Here is a 22,594-nt window from a genome sequence, read left to right as displayed (position 1 = left end):
GGCCGGGCGGGCCGGGCGGGCCGGGCAGGCCCCGGCCCCTCCGCACGCTTCCGCCGGGGCCGCCCGGGGCCGCTCGGCGCGGCTCAGCGCAGGATGCCCTCCAGGAAGTCGCTGCCGAGCCGGGCCACGACCGACACGTCCAGCTGGTGCAGCACGTAACGGCCGCGGCGGCGCGTGGTGATCAGGCCCGCCTTCTTGAGCACCCCCAGGTGCCGGGATATCTCGGGTGCCGTCATCCCGTTCACCTGGGCGAGCTCGCCCGTGGTGAACGCGCTGCGGGCCAGGCTGCGGCAGATGCGCATCCGGACCGGATGCGACAGGGCGGTCATCCGCAGGGTCAGCTGCTCCAGGGAGGACGGGGCGGACAGCTCGGGCGAGCCGACCGGGTAGTGCAGCACCGGCTGCCAGCCGTACCGGTGCAGCACCATCAGGTGCGGCCAGCCGAGACTCGTCGGCACCAGGAGGAGGCCGCCGTCCCCGGTGGCCGTCCGGCCGTGGCCCAGCTTGTCGACCGTGATCGTCCGGGTGCCCGCGTCGAGCGCCAGCGCGGGGGAGACCGAGGCCACGGCCTCGGCCAGGCCCTTGCGGCGCAGGAGGTCGGTCTTGTGCCGGGCGTCCGCCGCGAGCTGGTGGCGCAGCCGGGACCAGGTCTCCGCGAAGAACGCCTCGTCGCAGTCCTCCAGGAACTGCCGCAGCCAGGCCCGGATCTGCGGGGGGTCGTCCAGCAGCCGCTTGCTGAAGCGCACCTGCTGGGGGCCGCGCGCGGCGGCCAGCTCCAGCGCGCGGTGCTGCAGCAGCGGGTCGGAGAGCGTGTGCGGGCCGGGCTCCTCGTACGGGAGCGCGCAGGTGAACTCCAGCGCGGCGTCCACGAACTGCTCGTCCGACAGCTTGTCGAGCTGGGCCAGCTCCTCCGCGAGCGTGGCACCCGGGAGCGCGCCGCGGCCGGGCAGGCCCGCGTACGGCAGGAACAGGTCGGAGAAGGTCGACCGCCACAGGAAGTCGGCCTCGCTCATCCGGTCGGCGAGGTGCGGGTCCAGCCGGGGGGTCACGCCCGTCGCCCAGCCCTGCAGCCCGGGGTGGTGCCCCGGCTCGGCCAGCGCGTGCAGCGCCATCCCGAGCTCGGCCAGCGGCGAGGGCACGACGGCGACCCGCTCCGGCCGCAGCCCGGTGACATCGATGCGCACGCTCATGACCTCATGGTGCACCCCGGCACCGACAACGCCGTCCCCGATTGACGGCGCACGTCAATCGGGGCGACGTACGCCGGACGCGGACGCAGGCTGGGGAGAGCACCGGGGCGGACCGTACAGGGCCCGCGGGTCCTCCCCGCCCGTCCCGAACCTCCCCGAGAGGCGATCCGTCATGACCGTCACGCAGCAGTACCTTCTCGACGTCCACCGGGCCTGTCAGCACGGCGAACCGGTTCCTCCCGCGCCCGGGCGGCACGACCTGCGGGTCGTCCGCGGGCTGCGCGAGCGCCGGCGGTTCCTGGCCGTCCTGGCCGGGCGCCCGGCCAGGGGCCGGATCCGCGGGTTCCTCCTGGACCGGGGGCCGCGGCGCGGACGGCACACCGCGGCCCGGCGGTCCGCGGCGCGGTGAGCCGTCGCGGGGGAGGGCTCAGTTCACGCCGTCGAGCTTGGCGCGCTGCTCCGGGGTCAGCGTGAGGTCGACGGCGGCCAGGCTGTCGTCGAGCTGCGCCACGGAGGACGCGCCGACCAGCGGCAGGACCGGGATGTCGCCGCCCATCAGCCAGGACAGGACCACCTGGTTGACGCTCGCGCCGGTCTCCGTGGCGACCTCGCGCACGGCCTGGAGGCGGGCGGGCGTGGCCGCGTGCTCGAAGCCCGGTCCGAGCGGCTTGTCGTCGCGCACGTAGGCGCCGGACAGCAGCGGCGAGTAGGCGACCTGGGTGAGGGACGGATTGGCCCGCACGTAGCTGAGCAGGTCGGCGCTGACCAGGCCCTGGTTGCCGTCGGGCGAGCGCAGGCTCGGGATGTCGGTGCGCTGGCGCAGGTAGCTGTGGTGGTGCTGGAGGACCTCGTAGCCGGGCAGTCCGGCGGCCCTGGCCAGGTTGCGGGCGGCCTCCACCCGCCAGGCCCAGTGGTTGCTCGCGCCGAGCAGACCCGCGACACCGTCGGCCACGACGTCGGCGAAGCCGGTGACGGTCTCCTCCAGCGGCGTGTTCTCGTCCATGATGTGCGCGTAGAGGAGATGAATGCGCTCGATGCCGAGCCGTTCCCGGCTGCGCTCGGCGGATTCCCGGATCGATTTGGCCGAAAGTCCCTCCACATCTCGGCTGAATCCCGTTGCCGGGGCGTTCGGGCGGGCGCCGAGTTTGGTGGCGATGGTGATCTCGTCGCCGATCCCGCGGTTGCGGATCCAGCGGCCGAGCAGTTCTTCGCTTTCCCCGCCCTGTGTGCCGTTGACCCAGAACGCGTAATTGTTGGACGAGTCGATGAAGGTTCCGCCGGCTTCGACGAAACGGTCGAGAATGGCGAAGGACGTCGCTTCGTCGGTCACCGTCCCGAAGAGCATGGAGCCGAGGCTCAGAACACTCACCTCGCGGCGGGTGGCCGGGTCGCTGCCGATGACGCGGTATTTCATGGAGAGTCCTCTTCAGGGCTTCGTGAGTACACGGGTGAGACCGGAACAATTAATTCCGGGTGAATAGCTGCCGGTCCCCTGTCGCGTTCAGGGTCGCGGTCACGGTGTCCACCATGGCATCGAGATGCGGAACGAGAAAGAAGTGGCCGCCCTCGAACACGTGCAGGAGGAACTTTTCCGTCGTGTGCGCGGCCCAGGCCCGGGCCATGGGAGCGTCCACGCGCGGATCGGCGTCCCCGATGAAGGCGGTGACCGGGCAGTCGAGCGGGGGCGCGCCCCGGTAGCGGTAGGTCTCCGTGGCGACGTAGTCGCTGCGCACCGCGGGCAGGATCACCGCCAGCAGCTCGAGGTTGTCCAGCATGCGGTTGTCCGTGCCGCCCAGGAGCCGCATGTCGGCGATCAGCTTCTCGTCGCTCGCCAGGTGCACCGAGCCGGGCGCGGGTACGGAGGGGGCGCGCCGTCCGGAGACGAACAGGGCGGTCGGCCGGGCGCCGCGGGCGTGCAGCCGGCTGCCCACCTCGAAGGCGAGCGTGGCCCCCATGCTGTGTCCGAACAGGGCGAACGGCTCCTCGGCCCATGCGGCGAGTTCGGCGGCGACGAGGTCGGCCAGCTCGTGCAGGTCCTCGACGCGGGGTTCGTCGAACCGCTCCTGGCGGCCCGGGTACTGCACGGCCAGCACCTCGGTCCGCGGGGTCAGCCGCGCGGAGAACGGGTGGAAGAAGGAGGCGTTGCCGCCCGCGTGCGGGAAGCAGAACAGCCGCAGGGCGCCGCTCTCCGCGGTGTGGAAGCGGCGCAGCCACGGGGTGGACGGGGCGTCGGTGGGCACCGTCCGTCACCCGGCCCCGGGGGCGCCGGCGCGCGGCCGTGCCGTGATGGGCACGTGCTTCCAGCCGGAGACGAAGTTCGAGGCGAGGCGCTCGGGCCGGCCGGCCGGTCTGAAGTCCTCGAAGCGGGTGAGGAGTTCCTCGAAGAGGATGCGCAGGGTGATCCGGGCGACGCTGTGACCGATGCAGTAGTGCGGGCCGATGCCGAAGGCCACGTGCTTGTTGGGCCGGCGGCGGATGTCGAAGGTCCCCGCGTCGGTGAAGGCGGCCTCGTCGCGGTTGGCCGAACCGAGCCAGACGACCACCGCGTCGCCCGCGGCGACCTCGGTGTTCCTGACCGTCACGTCACGGGTCGCGTAGCGCAGGAAGTGGTTGACGGGCGAGGCCCAGCGCAGCGCCTCCTCGGTGGCCGTGGTGTTGACCTCCGGGTGCGCGGCCCAGTCCTCCAGCACGCCCTTGTCGATGAACTCCGCCATCACGTAGTTGGGGGAGTGCGGGGTGGTGACGTTCGCGCCGAGCAGCAGGCTGTAGCAGTTCGCCACGATCTCGCCGGGGTCCATGTGGCGGCCCTCGAACTCGGTGGAGATCAGGACGCTCAGCAGGTCGTCGCCGAGGTTCTGACGGCGGAAGCGCATCAGGTCCTGGAAGTAGGCGAACAGGTCGCGGTGCGCGCGTTCCAGGGTGGCGGCCTTGCCTCCCGGGTCCTGGTACTCCGGGTCGTCCGCGGCGATGCAGATGGTCGTCAGGCGGCTGAGCCAGGGCCAGTCCGCCTCGGGCAGACCCATCATCGTGCCCGTCACGGACATCGGCATCGCCAGCATGGCCTCGGCGAAGTCGAAGGTTCCGCCGTCCCCGAGCGGTGAGATCAGGTCGACCACCAATGGCCTGATCATGTCCTTCTGCCGCTCGACGGCCTTCACCGCGAGGGCCTTTTTCAGACGCGTCTGCATCTCGGTGTGGCGCGGGGGGTCGGTGACGGCCAGCTGCTTGCCGCCCGCGGGGTCGTCGGTGCCGAGGAGGTCGAGCATGGTGCCGCGTTCCGAGGTGAAGGCCTCGGTGTCGCGCAGGACCTGTTCCGCGTCGTCGAATCCGACGATGTTCCAGAACCCGGGCTTCTCGTCCACCTCCTGGCGCGTCAGGGTGTCCTGTTTCCGCATCTCCCGCCACACGGCGTGCGCGTCGCCGCCGCTGTACAGCCTGGGGTCGACGAGATCCGTCGTCGTTCCCCGGTGCACGGGGCATCCGGGAATTGCAGCGCTGGGTGTCGCGGCGTCATGGACTTTCAAGGCGGTTGTCCTTTCGTCCGGGAGCGGGCCCTCCTCTCGAGTTCGGCGGGACGGAGGAGGCCGCGAGTCAACGTACAGGATCGCTGCGGCGTGAATCCGAATGATTAGACCATGTGTCCCCGGGTGACCACGAGTACGCAATGAATTGGACACGTTCCGTTGGCCTGAACAGATTTGGGCCACGTGGCCAAAATCAATAGGCAGGGACCCGTCCGCAGGTCCGGGGGGTGATTCCAGCCGGTCTCCAGTGACCCTTGACACGCTGATCTGCGGCGACCTAGGGTCATCCAGCCATTGTCGATGGCGACCGTCCGGCCCCGATTGTCATCCCTCTCAGCTCGCCGCGGTGAATACGCGGCGCGGGGGGTTTGTTTTTCTCGGCTCTGTCGTTCGTGTTCGCGGCTCCATTGGTCAAATGAGATTCGGGGGATTCTCTCGTGCTGTCCGATTCGTCGTTAGAAGAGGCTCTGTGGTATCCGGCCACCCGGATGCAACAGGGCCTGTGGGTCCTCGATCGTGACGAACTCCAGAGACCCACCCAGCTCGTCCCGTCCGTGGTGGAGTTCACCGGCGAGGTGCACCACGAGCGGCTCCTCGACGCCGCCCGGCTGACCATCGCCCGGCACCCTTCGCTCCGGGCCCGTTTCCGGTACGACACCAAGCGCCGCCGGGTCGAGTACGCGACCCACGGCGAGCCCGGCACGGCCGTGTTCCGGGACGCCGAGGCCGAGGGGCTCACGGAGTCCGAGGTCGACGCGTTCGTGCGGGAGCTGTGCGGCACCCCGTTCGACCTGGCCGTCGACGCCCCGGCCCGGGCCGTCGTCGTCCGGCTCGACAGCCGCCGCACCCTGCTGGTCCTCGTCTCGCACCACATCGTGGTCGACGGGCTGTCGCGCACGATGCTCCTGGAGGAGATCTTCACCGTCTACCGGGCCGGGCTCGCCGGCACGGAGCCGGAACTGAGCAGCCCGCCCCACCCCGCCTCGGTCGTCGCCGACCGCGCTCCCGAAGAGGTGACCGCGCAGGTCGACGAGGTCGTCGAGCGTCTGCGCGGGGCCCCCGTCGACGTGCGTCTGCCCTTCGAGCGCGGCGCCGGCGACGACCTGGAGGCCGCCCGGCTGGGCGCCACCGTCACCGGCCGGCTCGATCCGGAACACACCGCGAAGGCCCTGGCGGTGGCCGCCGAGGAGGGCTGCACCACCTTCATGCTCGGCGTCGCGCTGCTCGCGGGCACACTCGCCCGCGGCAGCGGCCAGCGGGACTTCCTCATCGCCTTCGCCTGGCCGGGCCGCGACCACCCGGACGCGGCCGACGTCATCGGCATGTTCATCACCACGGTGGTGCTGCGCGTCTCCCTGGAGACGGACACCAGCTGGCGGGAACTGCTGCGTGCCGCCCGGCTCGGCAGCATGGAGGCGTTCATGGACGCCGACGTACCGCTGGACGCGCTCGCCGCGCGGCTCAACCCCGACCGGACCCGGCTCTGGCCGCCGCTCACCCCGGTCCTGCTCAACCTCGACGACGCGCCCCACACCCCGGAACTCGCCCCCGGCGTCACCGGCCGGCTCCGCCCGCTCGACCCGCTCTACGTCAAGTACGACCTCGCCGCGTTCGTCCGGACCGTCGACGCCGCCGACGGCCGGCAGCTGGAGCTGTCCCTCGACTACCCGACGGACGTCACCGACCACTCCGCCCTCTCCGTACTCCTGACGGATCTGCGGCGCAGCGCCGCGGACATGGCCACTTCACCGGAGGAACCCGTGCTCGAACAGCCCGTCGAGACGATCGACCTGGACGACCCCGAGGAGCGGCTCGAACTCGTACGGACCCTCTGGCGCGAGGTACTGGGCACCGACGACGTCGACGACGACGTCAGTTTCTTCGAGTCGGGCGGCGACTCGCTGCTCCTCGTGGTCCTGGTCGAGCGCCTCAGCCAGGCCTCCGGGCGGGCCCTGCGCACCGTCGACCTGTTCCGCTCCACCACCGTCAGCGGCCAGGCCGAACTGCTCACGGCCCCCGCCGGGGCCGTCTGATGACACCGACCCGCGAAGCACTGGCCGCCTTCGTCCTCGGTGACGCGGTGGACCCGGCGCATTTCGCCGGCGAGACGTTCCTCGCCCTCGGCGGCGACTCGCTGCGGGCCATGCGGCTGACCGCTCTCGCGCGGGAGCAGCTCGGTCTGCGCATCCCCGTGAAGGACCTGCTCGGCCCCCGGCCGCTCGCCGAGGTCCTCGCCGCGGCCCGGACCGAACCGGCCGCCCCGGTGACCGCCCCGGCCGGCTCCCCCGACGACACGGCCCTGTCGCCCGCCCAGCGCGGCATGTGGCTCATCGAGCGGGTGGCCGGCGGATCGCCGTACAACCTCGTCTTCACCTGCCACACTGAGGACGGCCGTATCGACCGCGGCGCCCTCGTCAAGGCGCTCGCCGAGACGGCCGCCCGCCACGAGGCGCTGCGCACCGTCTTCCGGGAGAGCGCGCGCGACGCCGGGGACGAGGTCGTTCGGGAAGTACTGCCCTCCCACACACCGCAGTTGACGGAGATCGTGCACGAGGGGCCGGTCGAGGACTTCGACGCCTACGTGCGCCGCGAGGGCGCCGAGCAGGGCCGCCGCCCCTTCGACCTGTCGGCCGCGCCCGCCTGGCGCCTGCTCCATCTCTCGCACCCCCGGGGCCGCGACGCCGTCGTCCTGGCCGCCCACCACATGGTGCTCGACGGCTGGGCGGTCGGGCTGCTGCTGCGCGAGCTGTTCGCCCGGCACGCCGCGCTCACCGGCAGCGGACCCGCACAGGGCGACGAACCCGGCGTCTCCGTCCACGCACTGACGGAGCGTCAAGAAACGCTGCGGGCGAGCGGAGCGTGGGACACCCAGGCCGAGTTCTGGAGGAGCCACCTCGACGGGGTGCCCACGACCCTGGAACTCCCCGCCGACCGCCCGCGCCCCACCCTCCAGGACGCGGCGGGTGAGCGCACCCCCCTCGACCTCGGACCCGCCGTGTCGGCCGCCGTCACCGAGCGGGCCCGCGCACTCGGGATCACCCCGTACGCCTTCCTGCTCGGCGCCTTCGCCCTGGCCGCCGCCCGCCGCACCGGAGCACGGGACCTGCTCGTCGGCGTTCCGCTGCTCGGCCGCGGCGGCGGCGACCTGGAACGGCTGGTCGCCGTCGCGGGCAACCTCGTCCCGGTCCGCGTCACCGTCGACGAGGAGGCGAGCCCCGCCGACTATCTGCGCTCCGTGCACGCCTCGCTCGGGCAGAGCATCGACGCGGGCGACCTGCCCTTCGAGGAACTGGTCTCCCGGCTCGGCGTCGAGCGCAGCCTCGGCTGCCACCCGCTCGTCCAGATATGCTTCGGCATGCACGACCAGCTGGTGCCGCGGTCCCTGGACGCGGGCACCGCGCGGCTGCGGGTCGAGGAAGGACACGGCGGCGGCTCGCAGTTCGACCTGACCATGCTCATCGGGCACGCCGAACCGGCCTACGCGGGCCATGTCGAGTACGCCACCGGCGTGTGGACCGGCGCCGAGGCCCGCTCCTTCGTCGCCGACTTCCTGGCCGGTGCCGCGGAACTGGCCACCGGTGCGGCGGCCCGCGTCGAGGACGTGCGCTGCATGTCCGCCGAAGGCCGCGCCCGGCTCGCCGAACTCAACGACACCCGGGACGAGTTCCCCGCGACCTCCCTCGATGCGCTGTTCCGCGCCGCGGCGGCCCGCACCCCGGACGCCGTCGCCGTACGCGACGGGTCCGCGCGGCTCACCTACGCCCAACTGGCCGACGCGGCACGCGAACAGGCACGTTTGCTGCGCGAGGCCGGGGTCCGCCCCGGCGACCGGGTGCTGGTCGGCGTCGAGCGCTCGGTCGCCGAGGCCGTCGCCGTGCTGGGCGTGCAGTGGGCGGGCGCCGCCTACGTCGGCGTCGAACAGAGCGCGACGGACGCCCAGTTGGCGGGATTCATCGCCCGTGCCGAACCGTCGGCCGCGCTGGTCGGATCTCTCGCCGGGGACGCCGCGCGCCGCTTCCGGGCCCTGGGTACGGAGCCGGTCGCGGTGTGGGAGCCGGCCTGGCGGCCCGCCCCGGCCGCCGACGGTGACGACGACCTCGCGCCCGAGGACCCCGCCCGTCTCGCCTACGTCGCCTTCACCTCGGGCTCCACCGGCGAACCCAAGGGCGTCGCCGTGCCGCACCGTGCCGTGATCCGCCTGGTGCACGAGGCCGGTTTCGTGCGCCTGGGACCGGCCGAGCGGATGCTGCGCCTGTCCCCCCTGGCCTTCGACGCCTCGACCCTGGAGGTGTGGGGCGCCCTGCTCACCGGGGCGGCCCTGGAGGTGCATCCGGCCGGCCTGGCCTCACCCACCGAACTGGGCGCGTTCCTGCGCGAGCGCGAGATCACCGTCGCCTGGCTCACCGCCGGCCTGTTCCGGCTCGTGGAGGAGTTCGCGCCGGAATCCCTGTCCGGGGTGCGGCAGTTGCTGACCGGCGGTGACGTGGTCCCGCACGAGCACGCCGCCCGGGTGCTGGCACGCCACCCCGGCATCGTCCTCACCAACGGCTACGGGCCCACCGAGAACACCACGTTCACCACCACCCACTCGGTCGCCTCGCCCGACGAGATCGACGGCCCGCTGCCCATCGGCCGCCCCGTGCCCGGCACGCGGGTGTACGTCCTCGACGCGCGGCGCAGGCTGCTGCCGCCCGGCGCGGTCGGTGAGCTGTACGCGGCGGGTGCCGGCCTCGCCGACGGGTACCTCGGGAACGCCACCGAGACGGCCCGGTCCTTCGGCGAGTTCTCGCCCGACGTCCCCGAACGGCTCTACCGCACCGGCGACGTCGTACGTGTCGACTCCCGTGGCCGGCTGTGCTTCCTCGGCCGCGCCGACGACCAGGTCAAACTGCGCGGCTACCGGGTCGAACTCAGCGCCGTCGCCGACGTGCTGACCGGCCACCCGGCCGTCCAGGACGCCGTCGTGCAGGTCACCGAGGGCGACAGCGCCGACAAGCGGCTGATCGCCGCGGTGGTCCCGGCGCCGGGCGCCGCCCTCGCGGCCACGGAGCTGCGCACCCTGCTCCTGCAGAAGCTGCCCGCCTACATGGTCCCCACCCTGTGGACGATCGTGGACCGCGTCCCCGTCACCGCCAACGGCAAGGTCGACCGGCGCGCCCTCGCGGCCGCCGCGGTCCCGGCCGGACAGGCGACACGGGCCGCCCGGACCCCGCTGACCGCGCAGACCCCTCCGGCCACGAAGACCCTTCCGGCCGCGGAGACCGCCCCGGTGGCCGGGACCGTCCCGGCCGTGGAGACCGGCGGCGACCCCACCGCCCACATCATCGAGCTGTTCGCCGAGATCGCCGAGGGCCCCGAGCGGGAGACCCCGATCGACGCCGACACCGACTTCTTCATGGTGGGCGGCAACTCCCTCGGAGCGGTGCGCCTCATGCGCAGGCTGAAGGAACGGCTCGGGGTGAGCGTGCGGCTGCGCGACTTCCTGCTCTCCCCGACCCCGGCGGGCCTGGCGGCGCTCGTCGAGAAGGCCGGCCGCGCGTGAACGGTACGCCCCCGCTCGCGTGGGACGAGGGCCTCGAATGCTGGGTCGTCGCCGATCCGCGACTCGCCCGGCAGGTCCTCAACCATCCCGGCTTCACCTCCGGGACCTTCGAGCGCTCCTTCCAGCTCTACATGACCGAGGCCGCGCGCGAGGAGTACCGGGAGCTCACCGAGTTCCTGAGGCTGTGGTTCGTGCAGGCCGACGCTCCCGAGCACACGGCACTGCGCCGCCCGGTGCAGCGCGTGATGTCCGCCTCGTACGTGCGCTCCCTCGCCCCGCGGGTCGAGGAGTTCACCGAGGAGTGCCTCGACGCGCTGGCCGCGGGCACGCCGCACGACATCGTGCCCGCCGTCGCCGACGGGATCTCCGGCAAGGTGATGGCCCACGTCGTCGGCGTCGCCGAACCGCCCGAGGTGCTGCACCGCTGGGCACGCACCCTGTCGCTGTTCATCGGCGCGATGTACCGCCGGGACCACGCCGAGCACGCCCACCGCACCATGGTGGAGATGACCGAGGCGCTGTCCCGGGCCACCGCACCGAAGGCCTTCCCGCAGGAGAGCCCCGAGGACCGGGCGCGCACCGCCGCGACCTGGGCGATGAACCTCTTCGGCGGGCTGGAGACGACCTCGTCGCTGCTGGCCTCGACGGTCCTGGACGTCCTGGGCGAACCACCGGTCTGGGACGCCGTACGCGAACAACGCCCGGGTGCCGCCGAGGAGTTCGTGGAGAGGGTGCTGCAACGCCGCCCGCCGCTGCGGCACCTGGGCCGGGTCGTCGCCCACGACCAGGAACTCGCCGGGGAACGGATGACGCGGGGCGACCTCGTCCTCGTCAGCCTCACCGGCGAGAACCCGCTCGCCGACCCCGCCGCACCGGCCGGCCCGCCCGCGGCCTGTCCGGTCACCGGCGCGACGGACGACACCGGCGGGTCCGAGCAGCACCTCGTCTTCGGATTCGGGCCGCACTACTGCGTCGGCGCACCGCTCGCGCGGCTGGAGGCGGCCGTGCTGCTGCGCAGGTTCGCCGCGCGCTTCCCGGACGCGCGGCTCGCCGGCGAGGCCCCGGAGTGGGGCCCCAACCTCTCGTACGTGGGCCTCGACCACCTCTACGTCGACCTGGGGGTGTGACGTGCCGAGCGCAGGGGATCGCGCGGACGGTGCCGTGGCCGTCGTGGGCATGGCCTGCAGGCTGCCCGGGGCCGACGACCTGGACCAATACTGGGCGGCGCTGACGGCGGGCCGGGACGGCATCAGCCGCTTCGATCCCGAGCGGCTCGTCGCCCTGGGCGCCGACCCGGACTACGTACGCCGGGAGAACTTCGTCCCGGCCATGGGCGTCATCGCCGGATCGCGCCGCTTCGACCGGGCGTACTTCGGCTACAGCCGGGCCGAGGCCGCCGCGACGGACCCGCAGCAGCGGGTGTTCCTGGAGTGCGCGGTCACCGCGTTCGACGACGCGGGACTCGACCCGACCCGCTTCCGGGGCCGGATCGGGGTCTACGCGGGCGCCGACCGGGTCGGCACCCGCTCCGGTCCCGGCCAGGACGACATCGGCGAACTCGCGCGCTACATCGGGCAGGAGAAGGACTTCCTCGCCACCCGCGCGGCCTACAAGCTGGGGCTGCGCGGCCCCGCGCTCACCGTGCAGACCGCCTGCTCCACCTCGCTGACCGCCACTCATCTCGCGGTCCGCGCCCTCGTCGGCGGCGAGTGCGACGCGGCCCTCGCCGGCGGCGTCACCGTCATGCCCGACGGGGAGTGGGGCTATCTCCACGAGCCGGGCGGCATCCTCTCGCCCGACGGCCGCTGCCGGCCCTTCGACGAGGACGCGGCGGGCACCGTGCCCAGCGAGGGCGTCGCCGTCGTCGTGCTCAAGCGGCTGGCGGACGCCCTGCGCGACGGCGACCGGATCGCCGCCGTGATCACCGGTACCGCCGTCAACAACGACGGCTCCGACAAGATGGCGTACACCGCACCGTCCCTGACCGGGCAGAGCGAGGTGATCCGCGCCGCACAGCGCGTCGCCGGGGTGGACCCGGCCGACGTCGACCATGTCGAGGCGCACGGCACCGCGACCCGGCTCGGCGACCCGGTGGAGGTACAGGCGCTCGCCGACGTCTTCGGGGGCTCCGCGTCGGCCCGGGACCGGTGCGCGCTCGGCGCCGTGAAGGGGAACATCGGGCACACCGGTGTCGCCTCCGGTGTCGCCGGGCTGATCAAGACCGCGCTGATGCTGGAACGCGGCCTGCTCGTGCCCACGGCCCACTTCACCCGGCCCAACCCCCTCCTGGAACTGGACAGTTCACCGTTCCGGATCGTCGGGCGCTGCGAGCCTTGGGAGCCCCGCCGGGGCGACGGGCCCCGGGTCGCCGCCGTCAGCTCCTTCGGAGTCGGCGGCACCAACGCCCACGTGCTCCTGGAGTCCGCGCCCCGCCGCGCCCCGCTCCCGGACCGCGGCGGCCCACGGCCGTTGCTGGTGTCCGCCGCCGGGCCCGAGGCGCTCGGCCGGATGGCCCGGGCGCTCGCCGACCACCTCACCGCGGAGCGGCCCGCGCCGCCGCTGGCCGAGGTCTCCCGCACGCTCGCCGGGCGGCGTGTCCACCGTCACCGGGCGGCCGTCGTGGCGCACGACACGGAACAGGCCGCCCGGTCGCTGCGCGCGCTCGCCGAGCGGGCCGAGCGGGAAGGTGCCGGGGAGGCCCTCGCCGGGCCGCGCGGGCTCGGCAAGGTCGCCTTCGTCTTCCCGGGGCAGGGCACCCTGCGGCACGCCGCGGGTGCCGCGGCCCACCGCCGGCTCCCCGGGTTCCGGGCGGCGTTCGACATGATCCGCGAGACCGTCCTCGACGGCCACGCGATCGACCTGAGCCCCGTCGTCGACGAGAAGGACGGCGCGTCCGAGGACTGGTTCGCCGACACCGTGCACCAGCAACTCGCCCTGTTCGCCCTCGGATACGCCTTCGGCAGCCAGCTCAGGGACTGGCGCGTGCGGCCCGCCGCGCTGCTCGGCAACAGCGTCGGCGAGTACGCGGCCGCCGCCGTCGCCGGGGTCTGGTCGCCCCAGGACGCCGCCGGTCTGGTGTGCCGCCGGGCCCGCGCCATGTGGGACACCGAACCCGGCCGTATGGTGAGTGTGGCCGCCGACGTCCGCGAGGTCACCGCACGGCTGCCCGCGGGCGGCGAGGTCGGCGTCGCCGTCGAGGGCCCCGGAACCGTCGTCCTGTCCGGACCCGAGGCGGCCGTCGCGGACCTCCTGTCGGGCGACGCGCTGGCGGGCCTGCCGATCACGCCGGTGCACACCCGGCGCGCCTTCCACTCGAAGGCCATGGAACGGGCAGCCGAGGAGGTGCGCGCGTCCCTGTCGTCGGTGCCCGCGCGCCCGCCTCGGCTGCCGCTCGTCTCCAACGCCACCGGCGAGTGGGCGGACCCCGCGCAGGTGGCGCGCCCCGGCTACTGGGCCACCCAGCTGCGCAGCCCCGTACTGCTCGCCCGCGCCATGGAGACACTGCTGGCCTCGGGCTGCACGACCTTCGTCGAACTGGGCCCGGGCAGCTCGATGCTCGGCGGACTGCGCCGCAGCCCCGGCTGGGACGCCGCGTTCACCGCCGTACGGCTGACCGGCCGGCCGGCGGAACCCGCCGACGACGCCCTTCTGACGGCGCTCGGCACGCTGTGGGAACGAGGCGCCGACCGTGCCGTCCTCGATGTGCTGGAGCCCGCCGGGGAGGGGACCGCGCGCTGCTCACTGCCCGGCTACCGGTTCCTGGGCGAGGACCCGCGGGAGCTCCCCGCGGACCGGGACCCGCGCGGTCTCCCGGCCGGTGACCCGAGCCCCGCACGGCCGAGCCCGCCGGCACCGGCACGCACCGCGCCCCGCGGCGTCCTCGGGCCCGCGGACGTCCGGGCCGTGCTCGAAGAGCTGTGGTGCCGCACGCTCGGTGTGGCCGCCGCCCGCGACGACGACGACTTCTTCGCCCTGGGCGGCGAGTCCCTGATGGCCGTCACCCTGACGTCCGCGGTCAGGGAGCGCACCGGGTGCGCGCTGTCCGTCACCGACTTCTCACGGCGTCCCGCCTTCGGGGACCTGGTGGAAGCCGTGACCGGCGGGCTGCCGGAATCCGGCGGTGCGCCGCCGCCGGTCCCCGGCCTGGCGACCCTCGCCGAGGGGCGCCCGGGGCGGCGGCCGCTGTTCCTCGTCAGCGACGCGGTCGGCAACGCGCTGCCCTACCGGGAACTCGGCGACGAACTGGGTGCCGCGGGCGGCAGACCGGTGCTCGCGCTGGAGGACGTGGACGACGCCCGGGGCACCCCCCGCACGGTCGGCGCCGTGGCCGCGGCCCGCCTCGGGGCACTGCTGAGGGCGCAGCCCGAAGGCCCGTACACGCTCGGCGGCTGGTCCTACGGCGCGGTCGTCGCCCACGAGCTGGCCCGGCTGCTGACCCGGCGCGGCGAGCGCGTCGACCTGCTCGTGTGCCTGGACGGATTCGTGCCCGACACCGGGGGACTGCCGGTCGGCGTCGCCCCCGAGTTCCTGCGCGCCGGCCTGCGGGCCCAGGCCGAGGCGGCCCTCGGTGCCGGCCCGCTCGCCCGGCGGCTGCGCCGGGACCCGGCGCTGCGGCGGCGGTTCACGTCCCGCCAGGCAGGGCTGCTGCGCTACCGGCCGTCGCCGCTGCCCTGCCCCGCTGTCCTCTTCAAGGCGTCCGGCGGGCCGGCGGACACCGGCGGGCCCACCGGCACGGACCGACCGCGCGCCCGCCCGACCGGCCTCTACGCGGGCGGGCTGCGCGTCGAGTCCGTCCCCGGTGACCACTGGTCCATGCTCGCCTCCCCCCACGCGCGGCCACTGGCGAGCAGGCTCCTCGACGTGCTGGACGCGGTCGACGCGTCGCGCCCCCGGGGAGACGGCCGCACTGTTCGACAGGAACGAGAAAGGGAATGACCATGGCGGAGAATCCACCCGACACGGATCTGGTGGCGGGGCCGGGAGCGTCTCCGGTGAGCGAGGCGGTCGGTACGGCCACCGAACCGGCACCGGCGCGCCCCGAGGAGCCCAAACCCCTCCTGCGCAACGGCGACTTCCAGGCACTGTGGACCAGTGAGGCGTTCGCCGCGCTCGCCAAGGAGACCGCCGAGGTCGCCTATCCGCTGCTGATCCTCGCCACCCACGGCAGCGCGTTCTACGCCGGTGCCGTCGGCTCCGCCCAACTGGTCGCCGCCAGCGTGATGTCGATACCCGGCGGCACCCTCGCCGACCGGGTCGACCGACGGCTGCTGCTCATCGTCTGCAACATGGTCCGGGTCGTGCTGCTCGGCCTGTTCGCGCTGCTCATCTCCACCGGGCACACCGACCCGGCGGTCATCTTCACCGTCGCCGTCGGCTCGGCCGTCTGCCTCGGCATCTCCAACCCGACCGGCCTCGCGGTCATCAAGCAGCTGGTCCCGCCCTCGCAGCTGACCCAGGCCACCGCGCAGAACCAGGTCCGCTACTTCGCGGCGACCATGGGCGGACCGCCCGCCGGCGGCTCGCTGTTCGCCGTCGCGCGCGCCTTCCCCTTCCTGAGCGCGGCCCTCGCCTTCCTGGTCTCCTCCGTGCTGCTGCTGTTCATCCGCAAGCCGCTGAAGGTGGAGAACGCGGCGCCCGGCGAGAAGCGCAACGCCGCCGAGGGTTTCCGTTTCCTGGCCCGCCAGCCCGTACTGCGCCTGCTGATCATCTGGATCATGGGCTCGAACATGGCGTTCACCCACTCCGGCGTCTTCCTCGCGCTGATCGCCACCGCCGAGAGCCGGGGCGCCTCACCCGCCTTCACCGGCCTGCTCCTGTCGATCGCCGGGATCGGCGGTGTGGTCGGCTCGCTCCTCGCGAGCCCGATCATCAAGCGGGTGAAGCCGCCGGTGCTGTTCCTCACCGCCGCCTGGATCGGCCCGGTCGCCGCCGTGCTGCTCGCGAACGTCTCCGGGCTCGTCCCGCTCGGCATCATCGTCGCCTGCGTCTTCCTGCGCGGGCCGATCACCAGCGCGCTGTTCCTCGCGTACCTGGCGGCCATGGCACCGGACAAGGTGCAGGGCCGGGTGCTCGGCGCCGTGATGTTCATGTCGATGATCGCCGCCCCGATCGGCGTGTTCGGCGTCGGCGCCCTCTTCGACCTGGCCGGGTCCACCTGGGTGTTCACGGCCATGGCCATCGCCTCGGGCCTGGCCGCCCTGCCCACGCTCAGCCCCCGTATCCGCAAGCTCGCCCCGCCGGAGGAGTACGCCGTCGCCACGGCGGACCCGTCCGGGGACCCGACCTCCAAGGAGACGTGATGGCCGCCGACACCGCACGGCAGACTTCCGCCACCGCCCGCCCCGCCGCGCCCGCCCCGGCGGACCCCGCCGTCACGGCCCTGGCCGCGGCGACGGGCGACGGGGACCGGCTGCCGCCGGAGTTCTTCACCGATCCCGATCCGGCGGCCGGCGCCACCCACGCCGCCAACGCCCGGCTGCGCGCGACCGGCTGCCCCGTGCACCCCATCAACTACCCGCCCGGCGGCGAGGCCTACGTGGTCTCCGACTACGAGACCGCGCTCAAGGGGTTCGCCGACCCCCGGCTGTCCAAGTCCGTCGACAACGCGCCCGCGTGGTTCCGCGACCTGCTCAAGGACAGCAGCCCGGTCCTCATCCGCAACATGATCACCGCGGACGCGCCCGATCACACCCGGCTCCGCCGCCTGGTCAGCCGCGCCTTCGTACCGCGCCGGATGGCGCTGCTGCGCCCGCGCATCCAGGAGATCACCGACGAACTCATCGACGCGCTCCCCGAGTCGGGCGAGATCGACCTGATGGAGTTCGCCTTCACCCTGCCCATGCGGGTCATCTGCGAGTTCCTCGGCGTCCCGATCGAGGACCGTCCCGAGCTGCACGCCTGGGGGTACTGGCTGAGCGGCGCGCCGTTCGCGGACGAGGAGTCCAACCGCAGGCTGAAGGAGGCCAGCGACAGCATCGAGAGGTACCTCGTCGGGCTGCTCGACCGGCGCCGCGCCGAGGGGGTCGGCGAGGACCTGGTCTCCCTCCTGCTGCGGGCCGCCGACGAGGAGGACGTCTTCACCAACGACGAGCTGGTCTCCACCCTCGTCCTGCTGATCATCGCCGGTCACAAGACCACCGCGAACCTCATAGGCAACGGCATGCAGGCACTGTTCAGCCACCCCGACCAGTTCGAACTCCTCTCCTCAAAACCGGAGTTGGTGGAGTCGGCGGTCGAGGAGTTCCTGCGCTTCGAGCCGCCCGTCTACCGGGGCACCCTCCGGGTGGCCACCGAGGACATGGAGCTGGGCGGCTGCCCCATACCCCGCGAGAGCTTCGTCCACATCCTCATGGACGCCGCGAACCGGGACCCGGAGGCCTTCGAGGACCCGGACCGCCTCGACATCACCCGCGACGCCAACCGCCACCTCGCCTTCGGCCAGGGCGCGCACTTCTGCGTCGGCGCCCCGCTCTCCCGCGTCGAGGGCCAGGTCGCCTTCCCGACCCTGCTGCGCCGCCTCGCCGGGCTCGAACTCGCGGTCCCGCACGACCGGTTGGAGTGGGTCTTCGACAACTCCACCAGCCGCGGCCTGAAGAAGCTGCCGGTGCGCTACGAGGCCCGGCTCGCCGCCGACGCGCAGGAGGCGCACTGAGATGACGACGACCACGACACGGGACGGGAGCACCGGGGCGACGGCCGCCGGCACCACCACGACCCTGGTCTGCCTGCCCTTCGCGGGAGCGGGCGCCTCCTTCTTCCGGCCCTGGCAGCGCATGGCGGGCGAACACCTCACGATCCTGCCGCTCGGCCTTCCCGGCCGTGAACGCCGGATCGACGAGGACCCGTACACGGACGCCCGCACGGCCACCGACGGACTGCTCGGCGACCTGCGCGCCGCACTCGGCGCGGACCCCGGACAGCCCCGCAGGATCGCCCTGTTCGGCCACAGCCTGGGTGCCGTCCTCGCCTACGAACTGGCCCACCGGCTGGCCGCGGAACCGGACGGGACCGACCTCGTACACCTCTTCGTCAGCGGCTCCCCGCACCCCGCGGAACAGCGGACCCGCCGCGCCACCGGTCTGCCCGACGACGCGTTCCTCGCCCGGGTCAACGAGTTCGCCGGCTACACCCACGAGGCGCTCGACGACCCGGAGATGCGCGAGCTGATCCTGCCCACGCTCCGCGCCGACGTGGAGATGCACGAGAGCTACGCGCCTTCCACCGACCTGGCGCTGCCCGTACCGCTCACCGTGCTGCGCGGCAGCCACGACGAACTGGTCCGGCGGGACGAGGCGGCCGCCTGGGCCAAGACCGCGGGCGGGGACTTCCGCACCGTCGAACTGCCCGGCGGCCACATGTATCTGACCGGGTCCGCGGGGGCGCTGCTCGCCGTCGTCCGCGCCGATCTGGGTCTCGGCTGAGCCGGGAACGGCCCGGAGAAGGGGGGAGCGAGTCATGCGCTTGACGGGGAAGGTGGTCGTCGTCACCGGGGCGTCCCGCGGCCTGGGCCGGGCCACGGCCGCCGCCTGCGCGGCCGAGGGCGCCGACCTGGCGCTGTTCGACCTCTGCGAGGACCTGCCGGGGGTGCCGTATCCGCTGGGCACCACGAGCCAGCTGGAGCACACCGCGGCGCTGTGCCGCGCGTCCGGGGCAGCGGTGCTGACGGCCCGCTGCGACGTGCGCGACCTGCGTTCCGTCGAGGAGGCCGTCGCGCTCGCCGAGGACCGCTTCGGCCCGCTCGACGGTGTGGTCAACAACGCGGGGATCGCGGCGCCCTCGGGCCGGCCCGCGCACGAGATCGGCGAGGAGGAGTGGGCGCTGATGATCGACGTCGACCTCTCCGGGGCGTGGCGGATGATCCGTACCGTCGGCAAGGCGATGAGCGCCCGCCGCTCGGGCAGCATCGTCAACATCGCCTCCACGGCGGGCCTGGTGGGCTACCGGCACTTCGCCGGGTACGTCGCCGCGAAACACGGGCTGATCGGACTCACCAAGGCGGCGGCGCTCGACTACGCGCCCAGGAAGGTGCGGGTCAACGCCGTCTGTCCCGGCTCGGTCCGGGACACCGCGACCGCCGAGGGCCGCATGCTCGCCGAGATCGCGCGGGCCCTCGACGTGCCGGTGAGCGAGCACGAGGAGACGTTCGTCGCGGCGCAGCCGATGAACGCCCTGATCGAGCCGGAGGACGTGGCGTCGGCGGTGGTCTACCTGCTGTCGGACGACGCCCGGCAGGTGACGGGGTCGACGCTGACCGTGGACGGCGGGTTCACGGCCCGCTGAGCACCTCCGCGGACGTCTGGCCGTACCGGTTACCGGGTGCCGACCCGCCGTGTCCGATCGCGGCCGGCCGGGCGGGCCCGTACGGCGGGGTGAGGCGGAGCGCCCGGCCGGGCGGGGCGTGGCGGACCCGGGCGCCCGGACAGGACCAGGCAGGCCCACGCGGGCCCATGCGGGCCAGGACGAGCAGGCAGGACCAGACAGGGCCGGACGGCCGGAACAGGGGAGGGACACCCGTGCTGGGTGCAGAGTGCCATGCGGTCCGCGTCGCGGTGACCGGGCTCGACGCGCGGCGACTGGAGGCCCGGCTGAGCGCCGCCGGCCCCTGGCGGCTGTGGCCGGACGACGTGCCGGCCGCGCCGGACGACCCGCTCGCCGTACGCCGTCGCGAGGCGGAACTGAGGCGTCCACTGACCGGGGGCGTGCGGTGCGTCCGCCTCGGCTACGCCGACGGCACGGCGGACCTCGTCGTCGTGGCGCACCGGACCTGTCTGGACGGGCCCGGCCTGCGCCGTCTGACGGAGGTGCTGACCGGGGAGCGCCCGCCGTCGCCCTGCCCGCCGCCCGCCGCGCGCCGGGCCTGCCCGCCGCCGGCCGCCGCCCCGGAGTGGGGCCGCGGTGATCCGGCCGCCACGGGGCAGGGCGTGCACCACCTGGACCTGCCCGTCCCGTACGCCACCACTCCCGCCGCACTCCGTCTGCCCGCGCTGGCGGTGACCCTCGCCCGCTACGACGGCCACGGCGCGACCGGTACGGCGACGGTCGCAGGCGACCGCGCGGGAGCGCTGGAGTACGCGGTGCCCCCGACGGCCACCCTGGCGGAGCTGGCCGGCGCGGCACCGGCGACGGTGCCCCGGGGCGTGCTCGCGGGCGTCGCCGAGGACACGGAAGGCGTGCCCGGACCGCCGCCGGAGGACCCGGCGCCCGCCCCGGACCGCGCCGGGCCGCGGGAGTGGCTGCCCTGCCTCGCCCCGCCCTTCCCCCTCACCTTCGCCTTCTCACCCCTGCCCGGCGGCGGCACCCGGCTCTCCTGCTTCTTCCGGCTCAGCCATGTCTCGACGGAGGTGGCCGAGGGGTTCACCCGGCATCTCGGCCACGTGTACCGGCAGTCGGCGCTCGCACCGGAGACCGCCGTCGCGGACGTGGAACTGCTGGACGACGAGGAGCGGCGACGGGTGGCGCGGGTCGGGCGGCCCGGCACCACCCTCGCGTCCGAACCACGCACGCTGCCCGAGGCGTTCGCGCGGGTGGCGGCCGCCACGCCCGACGCCGTGGCCCTCTGCGACGGCGAAACGGAACTCACCTACCGGGAACTGGACGAGCGCTCGGCCCGCGTCGCGGCGGGGCTGTGGGCCCGCGGAGTGCGCCGCGGCGACCGCGTGGGCGTCTGCCTCGAACGCACCGCCGAACTGGTCGTCACCCTGCTCGCCGTGGTCAGGGCCGGAGCCGCGTACGTCCCCACCGACCCGGCCTACCCCGCCGACCGCCTCGCGCACACCGTGACCGACGCGGGGCTGCGTCTCGTGGTGACCCGGCTCGACACGTTCCCCCGCGACGGCGGGGTCCTGCCGCTCACCCCCGACGAACTCGCCGACACCGCTCCCGCCGACCCGGCCGGCCTCCCCGCCGCGGCCCCCGACGATCCGGCGTACGTCATCTACACCTCCGGTTCCACCGGCCGGCCCAAGGGCGTGCTCGTACCGCACCGCAACGTCGTCTCCCTGATCGACGCCACCCGGGACGAGTACCGGCTCGGCGCCGACGACACCTGGACGCTCTTCCACTCGGCCGCCTTCGACTTCTCCGTCTGGGAGATCTGGGGCTGCCTGCTGACCGGCGGACGCCTCGTCGTCGTGCCGTACTTCGTCGCCCGCGACCCGGACGACTTCCGCGACCTGCTCCTCGCCCGCCGGGTCACCGTGCTCAGCCAGACCCCGTCCGCGTTCTCCCAGCTCCTCCAGGCCGACCACGCACCGCTGCCGGTCCGGCTCGTCGTGTTCGGCGGCGAGCCCCTGGACAGCCGCATGCTGCTGCCCTGGTTCGACCGGCACCCCGAGAGCACCTGCCGCGCGGTCAACATGTTCGGCATCACCGAGACGACCGTGCACGTCACCGCGCAGACCGTGACCCGCGCGCTCGCCCTCGCCGGCTCCCGGTCCGTGGGCCCCGCCCTGCCGGGCTGGCACCTGTACGTCACCGACGAACGGGGCCGTCTCGTGCCCCCGGGCGTCACCGGCGAGATCTGCGTGGGCGGCGCGGGCGTCGCCGCCGGCTACCTCGACCGGCCCGAGCTGACCGCCCGGCGCTTCGTTCCCGACCCCTACGTCCACGAGCCGTCGGCGCGGATGTACCGCAGCGGAGACCTGGGACGGCTGCGTCCCGACGGGAGACTGGAACACCTCGGCCGGATCGACAGCCAGGTCAAGATCCGGGGCTTCCGCATCGAACTCGACGAGATCCGCTCCGTGCTCCTGGAGGACCCGGCCGTCGCCGCCGCGGCCGTCGTGGTGCGCCGTGACGACCCCGCCGATCCGGCCGCGGCCCGACTCGACGCCTACGTGGTGCCGTCCGACGGCGGCTGCGCCCCCGACCCGCACGGCGTCCGACGGCGTGCCGCCGGCATCCTGCCCGAGCACATGGTCCCGGCCACGGTCACCGCTCTCGACGCCCTCCCGCTGACCACCAACGGCAAACTCGATCCGGCACGGCTGCCCGCCCCGGCCCGCGCGGCGGCGCCCGCACGGCCCGGACCGGGACCTTCCGGGCCTTCCGGACCGGGCGCCGCCCCCGAGCGCCGCGACGGCGAGGGTGACACCGGTCTCACCACCGCGCTCCTGGAGATCTGGGAGACGGTCCTCGGCACCCCCGTGGGCCTCGACGACGACTTCTTCGAACTCGGCGGGAACTCCCTGTTCGCGGTCCGCATCGGCGCCGCCCTGCGCGCCCGCGGCCTGCCCTCCCCGCCGCTGCGCGACCTCTACCGGGCGCCCACGATCCGGGCTCTCACCACCTCGCGCTGAACGACGGTCCGGCCTTCCCAAATCGCCCCCGACCCCAATCGC

General features: G+C 73.9%; 14 protein-coding genes. 10 read left to right on the top strand and 4 right to left on the bottom strand.

Annotated features, from left to right (window positions below; translation table 11 throughout):
• Positions 1 to 83 precede the first annotated feature (83 nt).
• Positions 84 to 1,190 carry a DUF5937 family protein gene (locus OG776_RS19835; protein ID WP_148015033.1) on the bottom strand — a complete coding sequence of 369 codons (1,107 nt, stop codon included), beginning with the start codon at positions 1,188 to 1,190 and terminating at the stop codon, positions 84 to 86.
• A gap of 172 nt (positions 1,191 to 1,362) precedes the next feature.
• Between OG776_RS19835 and OG776_RS19830 the strand changes: the two genes are divergently transcribed.
• On the top strand, positions 1,363 to 1,599 hold the full coding sequence (locus OG776_RS19830) for a hypothetical protein (RefSeq protein WP_148015034.1): 237 nt from the start codon (positions 1,363 to 1,365) through the stop codon (positions 1,597 to 1,599).
• Between the two features lie 18 nt (positions 1,600 to 1,617).
• Here OG776_RS19830 and OG776_RS19825 read toward each other — a convergent pair whose 3' ends face one another.
• From OG776_RS19825 to OG776_RS19815, 3 genes are read right to left on the bottom strand one after another with little or no spacing between them, the layout of a single operon-like run.
• Positions 1,618 to 2,604, bottom strand: coding sequence for an aldo/keto reductase (locus OG776_RS19825; RefSeq protein WP_148015035.1), 987 nt, complete (start codon positions 2,602 to 2,604; stop codon positions 1,618 to 1,620).
• Between the two features lie 49 nt (positions 2,605 to 2,653).
• Complete coding sequence (locus tag OG776_RS19820; RefSeq protein ID WP_148015036.1) at positions 2,654 to 3,430, bottom strand: thioesterase II family protein; 777 nt, start codon at positions 3,428 to 3,430, stop codon at positions 2,654 to 2,656.
• Positions 3,431 to 3,436: 6 nt separating this feature from the next.
• Entirely contained in the window at positions 3,437 to 4,663 is a 1,227-nt protein-coding gene (locus OG776_RS19815; protein ID WP_261995126.1) for a cytochrome P450, read from the bottom strand.
• A 488-nt stretch (positions 4,664 to 5,151) separates the two neighbouring features.
• Here OG776_RS19815 and OG776_RS19810 point away from each other — a divergent pair, with 488 nt between their 5' ends.
• The 9 genes from OG776_RS19810 (at position 5,152) to OG776_RS19770 (ending at position 22,552) form a co-directional block, all read left to right on the top strand.
• Positions 5,152 to 6,747 (top strand): condensation domain-containing protein, encoded by a 1,596-nt coding sequence (locus OG776_RS19810; protein WP_261995127.1) that lies wholly within the window; start codon positions 5,152 to 5,154, stop codon positions 6,745 to 6,747.
• The gene (locus tag OG776_RS19805) at positions 6,747 to 10,256 is read left to right on the top strand and encodes a non-ribosomal peptide synthetase (RefSeq protein WP_148015037.1); all 3,510 of its coding nucleotides are present in this window, start codon (positions 6,747 to 6,749) and stop codon (positions 10,254 to 10,256) included. The genes OG776_RS19810 and OG776_RS19805 overlap by 1 nt, the downstream gene beginning before the upstream one ends.
• Entirely contained in the window at positions 10,253 to 11,383 is a 1,131-nt protein-coding gene (locus tag OG776_RS19800; RefSeq protein ID WP_261995128.1) for a cytochrome P450, read from the top strand. The genes OG776_RS19805 and OG776_RS19800 overlap by 4 nt, the downstream gene beginning before the upstream one ends.
• A gap of 34 nt (positions 11,384 to 11,417) precedes the next feature.
• Positions 11,418 to 15,191, top strand: a complete 3,774-nt coding sequence (locus OG776_RS19795) for a type I polyketide synthase (RefSeq protein WP_148015041.1) — start codon at positions 11,418 to 11,420, stop codon at positions 15,189 to 15,191.
• A gap of 2 nt (positions 15,192 to 15,193) precedes the next feature.
• On the top strand, positions 15,194 to 16,555 hold the full coding sequence (locus OG776_RS19790; RefSeq protein WP_148015038.1) for an MFS transporter: 1,362 nt from the start codon (positions 15,194 to 15,196) through the stop codon (positions 16,553 to 16,555).
• Positions 16,555 to 17,907, top strand: coding sequence for a cytochrome P450 family protein (locus tag OG776_RS19785; RefSeq protein ID WP_329326466.1), 1,353 nt, complete (start codon positions 16,555 to 16,557; stop codon positions 17,905 to 17,907). Before OG776_RS19790 ends, OG776_RS19785 begins: the two co-directional genes overlap by 1 nt.
• Before the next feature lies 1 nt (position 17,908).
• Complete coding sequence (locus OG776_RS19780) at positions 17,909 to 18,676, top strand: thioesterase II family protein (RefSeq protein ID WP_329321931.1); 768 nt, start codon at positions 17,909 to 17,911, stop codon at positions 18,674 to 18,676.
• Positions 18,677 to 18,710: 34 nt separating this feature from the next.
• Positions 18,711 to 19,535, top strand: a complete 825-nt coding sequence (locus OG776_RS19775) for an SDR family oxidoreductase (protein WP_148012295.1) — start codon at positions 18,711 to 18,713, stop codon at positions 19,533 to 19,535.
• Between the two features lie 233 nt (positions 19,536 to 19,768).
• The gene (locus tag OG776_RS19770; RefSeq protein WP_329321928.1) at positions 19,769 to 22,552 is read left to right on the top strand and encodes an amino acid adenylation domain-containing protein; all 2,784 of its coding nucleotides are present in this window, start codon (positions 19,769 to 19,771) and stop codon (positions 22,550 to 22,552) included.
• The last annotated feature ends 42 nt before the right edge of the window (positions 22,553 to 22,594 follow it).

The sequence above is a fragment of the Streptomyces sp. NBC_01689 genome (assembly GCF_036250675.1).
GTDB lineage: Bacteria > Actinomycetota > Actinomycetes > Streptomycetales > Streptomycetaceae > Streptomyces.
This window is presented reverse-complemented; position numbering and strand designations above follow the sequence as displayed.